The 14,146-nt window shown below is 63.7% G+C and carries 12 protein-coding genes; 10 read left to right on the top strand and 2 right to left on the bottom strand.

Annotated features, from left to right (window positions below; translation table 11 throughout):
• Nucleotides 1-13 precede the first annotated feature (13 nt).
• A complete protein-coding gene (locus tag QZY01_RS19135) occupies nucleotides 14-415 on the top strand; it encodes a F0F1 ATP synthase subunit epsilon (protein ID WP_294540365.1) in 402 nt (133 codons plus the stop codon).
• A gap of 45 nt (nucleotides 416-460) precedes the next feature.
• On the opposite strand, the gene ubiG is transcribed toward QZY01_RS19135, so the two are convergent.
• Nucleotides 461-1,237: a bifunctional 2-polyprenyl-6-hydroxyphenol methylase/3-demethylubiquinol 3-O-methyltransferase UbiG gene (gene ubiG, locus QZY01_RS19130; RefSeq protein ID WP_294540363.1), complete on the bottom strand. Its 777-nt coding sequence runs from the start codon at nucleotides 1,235-1,237 to the stop codon at nucleotides 461-463.
• A gap of 250 nt (nucleotides 1,238-1,487) precedes the next feature.
• Between ubiG and QZY01_RS19125 the strand changes: the two genes are divergently transcribed.
• The 9 genes from QZY01_RS19125 to QZY01_RS19085 all read left to right on the top strand — a co-directional run bounded on the left by QZY01_RS19125 (nucleotide 1,488) and on the right by QZY01_RS19085 (nucleotide 13,023).
• Nucleotides 1,488-2,723 carry an aspartate kinase gene (locus tag QZY01_RS19125; protein WP_294540417.1) on the top strand — a complete coding sequence of 412 codons (1,236 nt, stop codon included), beginning with the start codon at nucleotides 1,488-1,490 and terminating at the stop codon, nucleotides 2,721-2,723.
• A 232-nt stretch (nucleotides 2,724-2,955) separates the two neighbouring features.
• Nucleotides 2,956-5,220, top strand: coding sequence for a phosphoenolpyruvate--protein phosphotransferase (gene ptsP, locus QZY01_RS19120; RefSeq protein ID WP_294540361.1), 2,265 nt, complete (start codon nucleotides 2,956-2,958; stop codon nucleotides 5,218-5,220).
• Between the two features lie 66 nt (nucleotides 5,221-5,286).
• The gene (gene prfA, locus QZY01_RS19115; RefSeq protein ID WP_294540360.1) at nucleotides 5,287-6,366 is read left to right on the top strand and encodes a peptide chain release factor 1; all 1,080 of its coding nucleotides are present in this window, start codon (nucleotides 5,287-5,289) and stop codon (nucleotides 6,364-6,366) included.
• Nucleotides 6,363-6,809: an EamA family transporter gene (locus QZY01_RS19110; RefSeq protein WP_294540359.1), complete on the top strand. Its 447-nt coding sequence runs from the start codon at nucleotides 6,363-6,365 to the stop codon at nucleotides 6,807-6,809. Before prfA ends, QZY01_RS19110 begins: the two co-directional genes overlap by 4 nt.
• A 108-nt stretch (nucleotides 6,810-6,917) precedes the next feature.
• The gene (locus QZY01_RS19105) at nucleotides 6,918-8,330 is read left to right on the top strand and encodes a mannose-1-phosphate guanylyltransferase/mannose-6-phosphate isomerase (protein ID WP_294540357.1); all 1,413 of its coding nucleotides are present in this window, start codon (nucleotides 6,918-6,920) and stop codon (nucleotides 8,328-8,330) included.
• Between the two features lie 50 nt (nucleotides 8,331-8,380).
• Nucleotides 8,381-9,880, top strand: coding sequence for a phosphomannomutase/phosphoglucomutase (locus tag QZY01_RS19100; protein WP_294540355.1), 1,500 nt, complete (start codon nucleotides 8,381-8,383; stop codon nucleotides 9,878-9,880).
• 104 nt (nucleotides 9,881-9,984) lie between these two features.
• Nucleotides 9,985-11,754, top strand: a complete 1,770-nt coding sequence (locus tag QZY01_RS19095) for a glucan ABC transporter ATP-binding protein/ permease (protein ID WP_294540415.1) — start codon at nucleotides 9,985-9,987, stop codon at nucleotides 11,752-11,754.
• A 662-nt stretch (nucleotides 11,755-12,416) separates the two neighbouring features.
• Nucleotides 12,417-12,677: a hypothetical protein gene (locus QZY01_RS19090; RefSeq protein WP_294540354.1), complete on the top strand. Its 261-nt coding sequence runs from the start codon at nucleotides 12,417-12,419 to the stop codon at nucleotides 12,675-12,677.
• Nucleotides 12,678-12,849: 172 nt separating this feature from the next.
• On the top strand, nucleotides 12,850-13,023 hold the full coding sequence (locus tag QZY01_RS19085) for a hypothetical protein (RefSeq protein ID WP_294540352.1): 174 nt from the start codon (nucleotides 12,850-12,852) through the stop codon (nucleotides 13,021-13,023).
• 218 nt (nucleotides 13,024-13,241) lie between these two features.
• On the opposite strand, the gene QZY01_RS19080 is transcribed toward QZY01_RS19085, so the two are convergent.
• Complete coding sequence (locus QZY01_RS19080; protein ID WP_294540351.1) at nucleotides 13,242-13,949, bottom strand: Crp/Fnr family transcriptional regulator; 708 nt, start codon at nucleotides 13,947-13,949, stop codon at nucleotides 13,242-13,244.
• Nucleotides 13,950-14,146: the final 197 nt, after the last annotated feature.

The raw sequence follows: 14,146 nt of genomic DNA, 5'->3' as shown, positions 1-14,146 counted from the left end.
AACGGAGAGTCAGATGGCGACGTTTCACTTCGAGTTGGTGTCCCCGGAAAGGCTGCTGTTTACCGGCGAAGTCGAAGCCGTCGTCGTTCCGGGAATCGAAGGCCAGTTCACGGTCCTCAAGGATCATGCGCCGGTGATGACGGTCCTCAAGGCGGGCATTGTCGAGATCGAGGAAACCGCCGCCAAGAAGATTCGGCTGTTCGTGCGCGGCGGCTTCGCCGATGTCGCCGATGGCGGCCTGACCCTTTTGGCCGAACAGGCGGCGCCGCTGGAGCAGTTCGACTCCGCGCGCCTCGCGGCCGAGATCAAGAACGCCGAGGAAGATCTCGCCGACGCCAAGACCGAGGAAGCCAAAAAACTGGCGGCTGAAAAGCTCGACCAGCTCAACGAGCTCAAAGAAGCCATCGCCGCCTGATCCTAATCCGACGTCGCCTTCGACGGCCCCTTGGGAGGGGCCGTTTTATGTTGCGGACGGGCGCGCGAGTGCGAGAATGTAATTGACGTCGGTGTCGCCCGACAGCCGCCACCGGTCGCGCAGCGGATGATAGACGACGCCGGCGCGGTCAATTTCCGTCAGTCCTTCCGCGACGAGCGGCTTGAGCAATTGCTCCGGCCGCAGGAATTTCGACCAGTCATGGGTGCCGGGCTCGACCCAGCGCAGGACATATTCAGCCCCGACGATCGCCAAAGCATAGCTTTTCAGGGTCCGGTTCAAGGTCGCGCCGACCAGCAACCCGCCGGGGCGGACCAGCCTCGCTGCGGCGCGCAAAAATCCATCGACGTCGGCGACATGCTCCAGCACTTCCATGGCGAGAACCGCATCGAAGGTTTCCCCGGATTCGGCAAGCGATTCCACGGTGACCGGGCGATAGTCGATGGTCAGTCCGCCGGCTTCGGCGTGGCGGCGGGCGGCCAGAATATTTTCCTCCGCCGGATCGACGGCGGTGACCTGCGCGCCGAGTCGCGCCAAAGGTTCGGCGAGGAGTCCGCCGCCGCAGCCGAGATCGACCAGCCGCAATCCGGCCAGCGGCTGTTTGCCTTTGCGGTCGCGGGGCCCGCTCCCGAGTGGAAAATGCGCGCAGAAAAGGTCGCGCAAATAGCCGACCCGCAGGGGATTCATCTTGTGCAGCGCACGTTGCGGACCGGAAAGGTCCCACCAGCTGTCGCCCAGTTTGGCGAAACGCGCCAGTTCCGACGCATCGACGCTTCCGACTGCTTGCTTGAAGGATTCCGACATTGCCCAACCTGAAAATCAATGGCCAAGGGAGCGTTGACACAATTGGTCCGCCCCGTCATGTATAGCCGCCCCGCGCGCGCGATGCGAGTTTTATAGCCCTTCCCGCCCTTGCCGGAACGGGTTCTGCCGATGGCGCTCGAAGCCCGTCGAAAGACGGCGGTCTTTGGTCGTCCTGGGGCCGGCGCGAGGGAATGGTCGAGCGCGAAAAGTCGCGATCGACACCATGAACGATGAAACCGATCTGGGCATTATGGCGCGTCTGGTGATGAAATTCGGCGGCACTTCGGTCGCCAATATCGAACGAATCCGCAATGTGGCGCGTCATGTCAAACGCGAAGTGGATTCAGGGTTCGAAGTGGCGGTGGTGGTTTCCGCGATGTCCGGCACGACCAATGAACTGGTCGGCTGGGTCAAGGAGGCCGGCGCGGTTCACGATTGGCGCGAATATGACGCGGTGGTGGCATCCGGCGAACAGGTGACCTCCGGGCTCCTGGCCACTGCTTTGCAGGAAATGGGAATTCCGGCGCGCTCCTGGCAGGGCTGGCAGATACCGATCGAAACGGATGGCGCCCATGGTTCCGCGAGGATCGAGAAAATCGACGGCGCGCGGCTGATCGAAGGTTTTGGCGCTAATGAAGTAGCTGTGATCGCCGGCTTTCAGGGTCTCGATCCGGCCACCGGGCGGATCACGACGCTCGGACGCGGCGGCTCCGACACCAGCGCCGTGGCGATCGCGGCGGCGATTCAGGCGGATCGTTGCGACATTTATACCGATGTCGACGGCGTCTACACCACCGACCCGCGGGTCGTGGCCAGGGCGCGCCGGCTCGACCGGATCGCCTTCGAGGAAATGCTGGAAATGGCTTCGCTGGGCGCCAAGGTGCTGCAAGTGCGTTCGGTCGAAGTCGCCATGGTGCATGGGGTCAAGACTTTCGTGCGTTCGTCCTTCGACGATCCGGCCAACCCTCAGCCTGGCACGCTGATTTGCGACGAGGAGGATATTTTGGAACAGCAGGTCGTGACCGGAATCGCCTTCTCGAAAGACGAAGCGCAGATCACCTTGCGCAAGGTCGCCGACAAGCCCGGCGTCGCGGCGGCGATTTTTCAGCCTCTGGCCGAGGCCAATATCAATGTGGACATGATCGTCCAGGTGGTCTCGGACGACGCCGCGACCACCGACATCACCTTTACCGTGCCGGCGGCGGAATTCGAGCGCGCCCGCGCAGCGCTGGAAAAGGCCAGGGCCGAGGTCGGCTTTTCCTCGATTCAGGCCTCGACCGACGTGGTGAAAGTTTCGGCGATTGGCGTCGGAATGCGCAGCCATGCCGGCGTGGCGGCGGCGGCCTTCCGCGCGTTGGCGCAGAAAGGCGTCAATATCCGCGCCATCACCACTTCGGAAATAAAATTTTCGGTGCTGATCGACGCCGCCTATACCGAACTGGCGGTGCGCACGCTTCATACGCTTTACGGCCTCGACAAGGCGTAACCGGACAGCCCTCGCGCCGCCCTGGTCGGACATTCGCGCAGCGCGACACAACCGGCTTGCCGGCATACATGTTCGCCATGTCCAACCTCGTGTTCCAGGCCCGGTTTTCAAGCCCGCGCTTGCGGTCCGGACATTGCATCCCTATAGGATCGTCAGGTGCGGTCGGCGAGCGAATCGTCAATTTTGCGATTGGCAGGCGCGGGTCTCGCGTCTGCCGGACAGGATAGGAAACATGCGCGGCGCCATGGGCGGACCCCGTCTGCTTCTGCGCCGGCTTCGCGAGGTCATGGCGGAGCCGGTGAGCGCGCAGGCGCGGCTGGACCGGATCGTCATCCATATCGCCGCCAACATGGTGGCGGAAGTCTGCTCGGTCTATGTTCTGCGTTCCGACGGCCAGCTTGAGCTTTACGCCACCGAAGGTCTGAACCGCGAGGCGGTCCATCTCACCACCTTGACCACCAGCGAAGGCCTGGTCGGCCTGATCGCCGAAAAAGCCGAGGCGCTGGCGCTCGCCGACGCCCAGGCCCATCCGTCCTTTTCCTATCGCCCGGAAACCGGCGAGGAAATCTACCAATCCTTCCTTGGCGTGCCGATCTTGCGCGGCGGCAATACGTTGGGCGTGCTGGTGGTGCAGAATCGCGCCCGGCGGACTTATTCCGAGGAGGAAGTAGAGGCGCTTCAGACCACGGCCATGCTGCTGGCCGAAATGATCGCCTCGGGCGAATTGCAATCGCTGGCCCAGCCCGGCCAGAGTCTGAGCCTGCAAAAACCGATGGCCCTGCGCGGCTCGCCGCTGAGCGAGGGCGTCGGCCTCGGCCATGTGGTGCTTCACGAGCCGCGCATCGTCATCAAGCAATTGGTCGCCGAAGACCCGGCGGCGGAAACCCGCCGGCTCGACCAGGCCATTGCGGCGATGCGCGAGCAGATCGACATGCTGATCGCGCGCGGCGACCGCTACGGGGCGGGCGAACATCGCGACGTGCTCGAAACCGTGCGCATGTTCGCCAACGATCGCGGCTGGCTGCGGCGCCTTCGCGAGGCGCTGGAGTCCGGCCTGACCGCCGAGGCGGCGGTGGAAAGGGTGCAGAACGACGCCCGCGCCAAATTGCAGCGCCAGACCGATCCCTATTTGCGCGAAAGGCTGCACGACCTCGATGATCTTGCCAATCGCCTGCTCCAGCAACTGACCGGCCAGGGCGCGGCCCATGGCGGGTCCTTGCCGGCGAACGCCGTTCTGGTGGCGCGCAACATGGGGCCGGCGGCGCTGCTCGAATATGACCGCGCCAACTTGCGTGGGCTGGTGCTCGAAGATGGCGGACCGACCAGCCATGTCGCGATCATCGCCCGGGCGCTGGGGATTCCGGCGATCGGCGAAGTGCAGAGCATCACCGATCTCGTCGAAACCGGCGATCCGATCATCGTCGATGGCGCCACCGGCGAGGTGCAGCTGCGGCCGCCGCCCGATGTCGAGGCGGCCTATGGCGAGAAGGCGCGGCTGCGGGCGCGCCGCCAGGAACAATACCACAAGCTGCGCGATGTGCCCGCCGTCACCCGCGACGGCGTGCGTGTCGGTCTGCACATGAACGCCGGGCTGCTGATCGACTGCCAGCATGTCGCCGAGGCCGGAGCGCAGAGCATCGGCCTGTTCCGCACCGAACTGCAATTCATGGTGGCGTCGAGCTTTCCGCGGCTGTCGGAGCAATATGCGCTCTACAAGAAGGTAATCGAGGTCTCCGATGGACGACCGGTGACTTTCCGCACCCTCGACATCGGGTCGGACAAGGTCCTGCCCTACATGGCCAAGATGGAAGAGGAAAACCCGGCCCTGGGCTGGCGCGCGATCCGGATCGGCCTCGACCGGCCGGGCCTGTTGCGGATGCAGCTACGCGCGATGCTGCGCGCCGGCGCCGGTCGGGAAATGCGCATCATGTTCCCGATGGTGGCGACGACGGCTGAGTTTTCGCAGGCCAAGGCGGTCTGCGAGCGCGAGATCGAATTCCTGCGCCGGCACGATTACGAATTGCCGACCGAACTCAAGCTCGGCGTGATGGTGGAGGTGCCGTCGCTGTTGTGGCAGCTCGACGAAATCTGCGGCCTCGCCGATTTCCTGTCGGTCGGCTCGAACGACCTGACGCAATATTTGTTCGCCGTCGATCGCGACAACAAAAGGGTGGCGGCGCGTTTCGACACTTTGTCGCCGCCCAATCTGCGCGCCCTCAAATCCATCGTCGATGTCGCAGCAAGGCATCGGACGCCGGTCACCTTGTGCGGTGAAATGGGCGGCAAGCCGCTGGAAGCCATTGCCCTGGCGGCGATCGGCTACAGGGGCTTGTCGATGGCGCCTTCGGCGATCGGTCCGGTCAAGGCGGCGATTCTCGCCACCGATCTCAAGGCGACGCGCGAATTCCTGACGCCGATGATCGACCGTCCCGACGATCTGGTTTCGGTGCGCCACGAATTGCGCTGCTTCGCCGAAAGATTTGGCGTTCCCTTGTAGCGGGCGGCCTTTTCGCGTGCTTTTCTCCCGTCTTTTCCCGCCCAGATTGTCGCCGGATTTTTCATCATGTTGCCGCCCGAAAAACTCGATCTCATCGCGCGCCGTCATGAGGAGATTGGCCATCGCCTGTCGGGGGCCGTCGAGGCCTCGGCGTTTTCGGCGCTGTCGCGCGAATTGTCGGAACTGGAGCCGGTGGTCGCGGCGATCGGGGCTTTTCGCGCCCTGAGCCGGGAAATTTCCGATCTGGAATCGCTGGCCTGCGATCCGGCTTCCGACGCCGAAATGCGGGGAATGGCGGAAGACGAATTGTCGCAGCGGCGGGCGCAACTGGCGGAGGCGGAAAAAAACCTGCGGCTGGCGCTGCTGCCGCGCGACGCCTCGGACGAGAAAAACGCCATTCTCGAAATTCGCGCCGGAACCGGCGGCGACGAGGCCGCGCTGTTTGCCGGCGATCTGTTCCGCATGTACCAGAAATACGCGGAAATGCGCGGGTGGACGATGGAGCTTCTCTCGCACAGCGAGGGAACGGCGGGCGGTTTCAAGGAAATCATTGCGCAGGTCAGCGGCAAGGGCGTTTTCGCCCGCCTCAAATTCGAGAGCGGGACGCATCGCGTGCAGCGTGTGCCCGCCACCGAGACCCAGGGGCGCATCCATACGTCCGCCGCCACCGTCGCGGTGCTGCCGGAAGCCACCGAGGTCGATATGGCGATCGCCGACGGCGACCTGCGCATCGACACGATGCGCGCCCAGGGCGCCGGCGGCCAGCATGTCAACAAGACCGAATCGGCGATCCGCATCACCCATATCCCGAGCGGTCTTGTGGTGATGATGCAGGAGGAGCGTTCGCAGCACCGCAACAAGGCCAAGGCGATGGACGTACTGCGCTCGCGCCTGTTCGATCTCGAACGCGGAAAACTCGACAACGCCCGCGCGGCGGACCGCCGCGCCCAGGTCGGGTCGGGCGACCGTTCCGAGCGCATTCGCACCTATAATTTTCCGCAGGGGCGCGTCAGCGACCACCGCATCAACCTGACCCTTTACAAGATCGACAAGGTGATGGAAGGCGAAGCCCTGGACGAAATCCTCGACCCGCTGATCGCCGATCATCAGGCGCGGCTGCTGGCCGATAATGAGGGGGGCGCATGAGACCCGATTTCGACCACCTCGCCGCTTCCTGGACGGTCTGGGCGCTGCTTTCGGCGGTTTTCGCCGCTCTGACCGCGATTTTCGCCAAGGTTGGCGTCGAGGGCGTCGATTCCGATTTTGCGACGTTCATTCGCACCCTGATCGTGGTCGCGGTCCTCGGCCTGCTGCTGAGCGCGACGGGGCGGCTCCAGCCAACGGCCCTGAGTCCGAAAACCCTGGCATTCCTGACGCTGTCCGGCCTCGCTACGGGCGCCTCGTGGCTGTGCTATTTCCGCGCCCTGAAACTCGGCGACGCGGCGCGCGTCGCGCCCATCGACAAGCTCAGCGTCGTTCTGGTCGCTGCATTCGGCGTGTTGTTTCTCGGCGAGCGGCTTTCCACGACCAATTGGCTGGGCGTCGCCCTGATCGGCTGCGGCGCCCTTCTCGTCGCTTTTCGGGGCTGAAAAAGCACAAGAAATCCGTTACATGTAGCTTTTATGGTAGACAGGATCGCGCGAGGCGGATCGACGCATTCATGATGCGTTCCAGCCGTCAATCCGAACGAGGCAAAAATGAACAAGATCATTCCGGTCATCATGTGCGGCGGCGCCGGCACGCGGGTCTGGCCCGCCTCGCGCGAGACCATGCCGAAACAATTCATTCCGCTGTTGGGCAAGCTCTCGACCTTTCAGGACACGCTGCTGCGGCTGGACCCTGAAACCTTCGACGCGCCGACCATCGTCACCAATCACGACTATCGCTTTCTGGTCAAGGAGCAGATGGAGGAGATCGGCGTCAAGGGCGAGATCGTGCTCGAACCCGAGCGCCGCGATTCCGCCGCCGCCGTGGCGGTCGCCTGCGAACTGGCCATGGCCCGGTCGAGCGACGCCGTGGTCGCGGTTTTCGCCGCCGATCACGCCGTGCGCAAGGTCGAGGCGTTCCGGAAACTCTGCCGCGAGGCGGCGAAGGCGGCGCAACAGGGCTACATCGTGACGCTCGGTATCCCGCCGACCGGGCCCGCCACTGGCTATGGCTATATCCGCCCCGGCGAAATCATCGCCGCCGAGGCCGGCGTCGCCAAGGTCGACGCCTTTGTCGAAAAGCCCGATCTCGCCACCGCCGAGAGCTATATCGCGCAAGGCTATTTGTGGAATTCCGGCAATTTCTTCTTCCGCGCCGACGTCATGCGCGAGGAATTGCGGGCTTTCGCGCCGCAAATCGCCGAAGCGGCGGCGCAGGCCTGCGCCAAAGCGACGACGGATCTCGGCTTTCTCGCGCTCGACAAGGCCTCGTTCGCGCGGGCGCCGAAAACCTCGATCGATTACGCGGTGATGGAGCGCACCTCCCATGCGGCGGTGATTCCCGCCGATATCGGCTGGTCCGATGTCGGCAACTGGCAGGCGGTGTGGGAATTGTCGGAGCGCGACGCCGACGGCAATTCGGTGCGCGGCCACGGCCTCATCCAGGAAGGCCACAACGTCCATGTGCGATCCGACGACATCTTGACCACGGTGCTGGGCGTCAGCGACGTGATCGTGGTGACCACCGACGACGCCGTGCTGGTGCTCGGCGCGCAGCATGGCGACAAGGTCAAGCAACTGGTCGATGAGCTGAAGCGCCGTAACCACAAGGAGGCGCGGGAGCATCGCCGCGTCTATCGGCCCTGGGGCTATTACCAGTCGATCGACAGTGGCGAACGCCATCAGGTCAAGCGCATCGTCGTCAAGCCGGGCCAGAAACTGTCGCTGCAAAAACACTATCATCGCGCCGAGCACTGGATCGTGGTGCGCGGCTCGGCGGAAGTGACGCGCAATGACGAGGTGGTGATGGTCCATGAAAACCAATCGATCTATCTGCCGATCGGCTCGGTTCATCGCCTGATCAATCCGGGCAAGATCGATCTCGAACTGATCGAGGTCCAGACCGGCTCCTATCTCGGCGAGGACGACATCGTGCGCATCGAGGACGTCTACGCCCGCGTCTGATTTTTCTGGCTTGATTTCCCGGCAGCCGGCCGCAACTTCGCGAGACGCTCATGTTCCCCAAACCCGTATCCATCCTGACGCCCAACACCTTCGACTATGAGCGCCTGCCGCTGGTCAAGCCGACCGGCTTTCGCGAATATGACGCGCGCTGGTTGTTCGGCGCCGAACTCAACCTGATGGGCGTGCAGGCGCTCGGCCTCGGCCTCGCCACGCTGCTGCATGAAATGGGCGTCAGGCCGCGGCTGGCGACCGGTCACGACTTCCGTTCCTATTCGGCCTCGATCAAGAATGCGCTGATTGTCGGCCTGATGGCGGGCGGCGTGGAGGTGGTGGACATCGGCCTCGCGCTGTCGCCCATGGCCTATTTCGCGCAATTCGCGCTGGATTGCCCGGCCGTCGCCATGGTCACCGCCTCGCATAACGACAATGGCTGGACCGGGGTGAAGATGGGGGCGCAGCGCCCCGTCACCTTCGGGCCGGACGAGATGGGCCGGCTGCGCGACATCGTGCTCGAAGGCCGCTACGCGAGCCGGCCGGGCGGTTCTTACGAATATGTCGAGGATTTCGCCAAAACCTATATCGACGATCTCGCCGGCCACACCAGATTGACCCGGAAGCTCAAGGTCGTCGCCGCCTGCGGCAATGGCACGGCGGGCGCCTTCGCCCCGGAACTGCTGGAGCGGCTCGGCTGCGAGGTGATCCCGCTCGACGTGACGCCCGATTACAATTTTCCGCGCTACAACCCCAATCCCGAAGACCTCGAAATGCTGCACGCCATGGCCGACAAGGTGCGCGAGACCGGCGCCGACGTCGGCCTCGGCTTCGACGGCGACGGCGACCGCTGCGGCGTGGTCGACAACAAGGGCGACGAGATTTTCGCCGACAAGATCGGGGTGATGCTGGCGCGCGACCTGTCGAAACGCTATCCCGGCGCGACCTTCGTGGTCGATGTCAAATCGACCGGCCTGTTTGCGTCGGATCCCGTGCTCAAGGCGCAGGGCGTCAAGGCCGACTACTGGAAGACCGGCCATTCCTACATCAAGCGCCGGGTCAACGATCTGAACGCCTTGGCCGGGTTCGAGAAATCCGGGCATTTCTTCTTCAACGCGCCGGTCGGGCGCGGCTATGACGACGGGCTGCTGACGGCGGTGCATATTCTGGAAATGCTCGACCGCAATCCGGGCCGGACCATGGCCGATCTCTATGCTGACCTGCCCAAGACCTGGGGTTCGCCTACGATGTCGCCGCATTGCGCCGACGAGACCAAATATGGCGTGGTGGACAAGGTGGTGGCGCGTTTTCAGGCGATGGAGGCGGCGGGCGAAAAAATCATCGGCCAGAAGATTTCCAGCCTCGTCACGGTCAATGGCGTGCGCGTCACCGTCGAGGACGGCACCTGGGGCCTGGTGCGCGCCTCGTCCAACAAGCCGGAACTGGTGGTGGTCGTCGAAAGCCCGGCGTCGGAAGCCAATCTCCACGCCATGTTCAAGGCGGTGGACGGGATCTTGCGCGAAAACAAGGAAGTCGGCGCCTATAACCAGACCATCTGACGACCGGCGCCGCCGTAACGAAGGACAGGCGACAGCCGCAAAAATTTGCTTATAGTCGCCGGGTTCTTCCGCAACCAGACCGCGCGCCCATGTCCAAAGTCCAGATGCCGATCTTGCAGGTCTACCGGCGCGTGCTCGGCGAACTGGCCCCCGAGCGCGGCCTCGCCATTGTCCTGGTTTTCGCCAATCTCGCACTGGCCATCGCGCAATTCGTCGAGCCGGTGCTGTTTGGCCGCATCATCGACCGGCTGACCAACGCCCAGGCGCAGCAGCGCAACCCGACCTGGCCCGAACTGACGCCGCTATTGGGCGCCTGGGTCGGCTTCGGGCTGTTTTCCATCGGCGCGGCGGTGCTGGTGGCGCTTTACGCCGACCGGCTGTCGCATCGGCGGCGTCTCGCGGTGATGGCCAATTTCTTCGATCACCTGCTCGAATTGCCGCTGAGCTTTCACGGCGCCACCCATTCGGGGCGGCTGCTCAAGGTGATGCTCGATGGCGCGAGCGGCATGTTCGGCCTGTGGCTGTCGTTTTTCCGCGAAAACTGCGCGTCGATGGTGGCGCTGTTCATTCTGCTGCCGCTGACCTTGTTCATCAACTGGCGGCTGGCGTCGGTGCTGGTGGTGCTGGTGATCTGTTTCGGCCTGCTCACGACCTTCGTGCTGCGCCGGACCGAGGGCCTGCAGGCGGAGGTGGAGCTTTTCAACGCCCGGTTGGCCGAGCGCGCCTCGGATGTGCTCGGCAATGTCCCGGTGATCCAGTCCTTCACCCGCATCGACAGCGAATCCCAAGGGCTGCGGCGGATCGTCGACCGGGTGCTGGCGGCGCAACTGCCGGTGCTGTCCTGGTGGGCGGTGGCGGCGGTGGCGACGCGCGCCTCGGCGACGCTGACGCTATTGTCGATCTTCGTCATCGGCGTCTGGCTGCATCTGCAATCGCTCGCCAGCATCGGCGAAATCGTCACCTTCATGAATTTCGCCACCATGCTGATCGGGCGGCTGGAGCAATTGGTCGGCTTCGTCAATTACCTGTTCTTGCAGGCGCCGAAAATGTCCGACTTCTTCGAGGTGATGGACACCGCGCCCAATGTCGCCGACCGGCCCAACGCCCGAGACCCCGGCCGGCTTGTCGGCGAAGTGGCGTTCGAACAGGTCACCTTCGCCTATGACGAGCGCCGCAAGGCGGTGGACGACGTCAGTTTCGTGGTCCAGCCCGGCGAGACCGTGGCGCTGGTCGGCTCGACCGGCTCGGGCAAATCGACGACGCTGAGCCTGCTGCATCGCGTGTTCGATCCGCAAGGCGGCGCGATCCGGATCGACGGCATCGACATTCGCGACATGAAGCTCGTCGCGCTGCGCCGCAATATCGGCGTGGTGTTTCAGGAGCCGATGCTGTTCGCCCGTTCGATCGAGGAGAATCTGCGCGTCGGCAAGCTCGACGCCACCGACGCCGAAATCGCTTTGGCGCTGGAGCGGGCGCAGGCGAGCGAATTCGTTGCGCGTCAGGTCGATGGCGTCAAGACGTTGGTCGGCGAAAGGGGAAGGTCGCTGTCGGGCGGCGAGCGCCAGCGCGTCTCCATCGCCCGCGCCTTGCTCAAGGACCCGCCGATCATGATTTTCGACGAGGCGACGTCGGCGCTCGACGCCGCGACCGAAAAGCAGTTGCAGGCGGCGCTGGAGGCCGCGACCAAGGGGCGCACGACCTTCGTCATCGCCCATCGTCTGGCGACGATCCGTAGCGCCAACAAGATTTTCGTGTTCGATCAGGGTAAAATTGTCGAAGGCGGATCGTTCGAGGAACTGGTGGCGCGCAACGGCAAGTTCGCCGCTCTGGCGCGGGCGCAATTCATGGCCGCGGAGGCGAAGTCGGAGGCGTGAGCGCGCTTTTCGGCGAAGAAGGTGAAAAGGCTCAAACCCTCATTTTCGGTGAAAATTTCCGGGTTTTGCGGTGTTCTTGTTATGTTTCACGTGAAACACCTGGCCCGGGAGGTGGGCCGAATTGGCCCGCAGGCTGCTGTTTATCCATCTTTTTCGCCAAATGGGCCGCGCTGGCGCCGTGACGGCGGCGGGCGCAGCGCAACCGGGGATTGTGGCGCGCGAGGGGTGAAAAAAACGCTCGGAAATTGGCGTCTTTTTGACGAAAACGCGCGCTTTTTCCACGAAAGTCGCTGGTTTTGCGCTGTTTTCCCGGTCATCTCACAACCCCCGCGCGCAGGCGGAGCAAACGGGTAAAGGTATTGGGAGGCATTTTCAACCCGTCATGTACGGACGGCCCCAAATCGGTGATAGGCCATTCACGCGATTGCTCCGGCAGACACCTGCTGGATTGGATATGGCGGAGAGCCGGATCGAGTCCGCCCGATCGAACGCTTCGGCCTGACGCGGCCTTTCGACAGGACGATCCCGCCAGAGTCCAACAGCGCAGGCAACACGCGTCCCACGGCCCAAAAGAGGACAAGAATTGAGTCTATTGGCGTCGCAGTCTATTGGTTTCGCAGCATTTTTCGCATGAGAACAGGCAAACACGAGAACAGGCAAATATGAAACATGTTGCGACTTTTGCCTCCTTCCTGCTCCTCGCCACGCCGGCTTTTTCGGGGGATTTCGACAAGTTCAGGCTTCCGGGCGTCGTGACCGATCTTCAGCGAGTCATCGATGGGCGACCCGATCCGAATTCCCTGTCGGCGACGCAGCCGCCCGAACATGGGATGACGCTTGAAGGTCAGGCCAACACGCCTCCGGGCCAAAGCCTGTCGCCGAAATTGAACCCGCCGGGACTTGAATTCAAGAAGTCTTTCTGAGCCGGCGCGAAGCCTCCTCCTTCCGGTTTGGCGTCGGCGCGCCGGCTCCGACGAAGGTGTGCGGGCTGTGATTGCCGTCACAGCGGCGCGAAGGCCGAAGGTGTTATCGATAAGGTGATGGCGTCGCCTTCCTGTCGCGAGGCCGGTTCAACCAGCGATCGAGGAGGCTGCAATGAGCGTCTGGAGCAAAATCGTCCAAGCCCTGTTGCGAGACGACGCCACCCCCAGCATCTATTTCAGTTTGGTTTCAAGGGAATATAATGCCGGCCCGCGAATGGGCGAAACGTCGCGTCAGGTCAGCCATGCCGAAGGTTTCAGGCCGATGCGCCGCTTCAGCAAGGCTTAGGCGTGAGCGCTTCGACCCGGGAGCGGGTCTGCCAATAGGCCCCGCCGCAGACAAACTCCGGATCATCGGGATCGGTTTGCGGAATGTCCTCGAACACCCGCCTTATGTTGGCGCCCGGCCGGCCCTGCCCGGCTCATTGTCCCGATCGACCCGTTCGAAACGCGCCATTGCGCCCGTGTTGGCCATGGAAGCGAATTGCAGCTCCGACAAGGCGCGGATCAGGTCAGCCCGGCGACGGACTGTAACGCGCCCGGGTTCAGAATCTCGATGCGGCCGTCGCGCGTCGCTACGATTCCTTGCTGCTGCATCTGTTTGAGCGAACGATTCACTTTTTCGCGGCTGGCGCCGATCATGGCGGCCAGATCGCTCTGACTGTCGCTGATCCGCAAGGTCGCGCCGCCCGGCGCCGCATTGCCGCGCTTTTTCGCCCGCGCCAGCAGCATCTTGGCCAGTCGCGAGGGGACGTCGAGAAAACCGAGGTCCAGCGTCCGTTCGTTGGCGTCGCGCAGGCGGGCGCAGACCATATGCAATATGTCCAGACAGACGCCGGGATGACGCTCGAGAAACGCCAACACGTCGCTGCGCTCCAGCGCCAGCAGCTCGCAGGCGGTCAGCGCCGTCGCGTCTGCCGATCGTTCCTCGCCGTCCAGCACCGACATTTCGCCCAATATGGCGCCGCGTTGCAGATCGGCGAGGATGATGACGCGCCCGTTCGGCTCCGGCAGGGAAATGCGGACCTCGCCGCTGAGAAGGACCATCATGCTCTGGCCGGGCGTCCGATAACGGAAAATGACCTGACCGGAGGTAAAATGCCGGCGAGACGAGCGTTTCAGCAGCTCGATGCGGGCCTCGTCGCTGAGCGTATGGAACACGGCGCATTGATCGAACAGATGCGCGTTGCTCGCCGCGTTTTGAACTTCGCTCATGCAATCCCCAACGCTCCCGGCCCGCCCGACGGCGTCCACCGCAGCTCCGATCGCGGCGCCGACGCTGTGATCGAGGTCACATAGGCGCGAGCGCCGTCAATGCTATCAAATCGATCACGGCGGGGGGCCTGGGTCAAGGGGTTGGCGCGGCGCCGGGCGGGAAAGCCGAACCACCCGGTGTAAACAAAAGCCCCTCG

Source organism: uncultured Rhodoblastus sp. (assembly GCF_903903185.1).
Classification (GTDB): domain Bacteria; phylum Pseudomonadota; class Alphaproteobacteria; order Rhizobiales; family Beijerinckiaceae; genus Rhodoblastus.
This window is presented reverse-complemented; position numbering and strand designations above follow the sequence as displayed.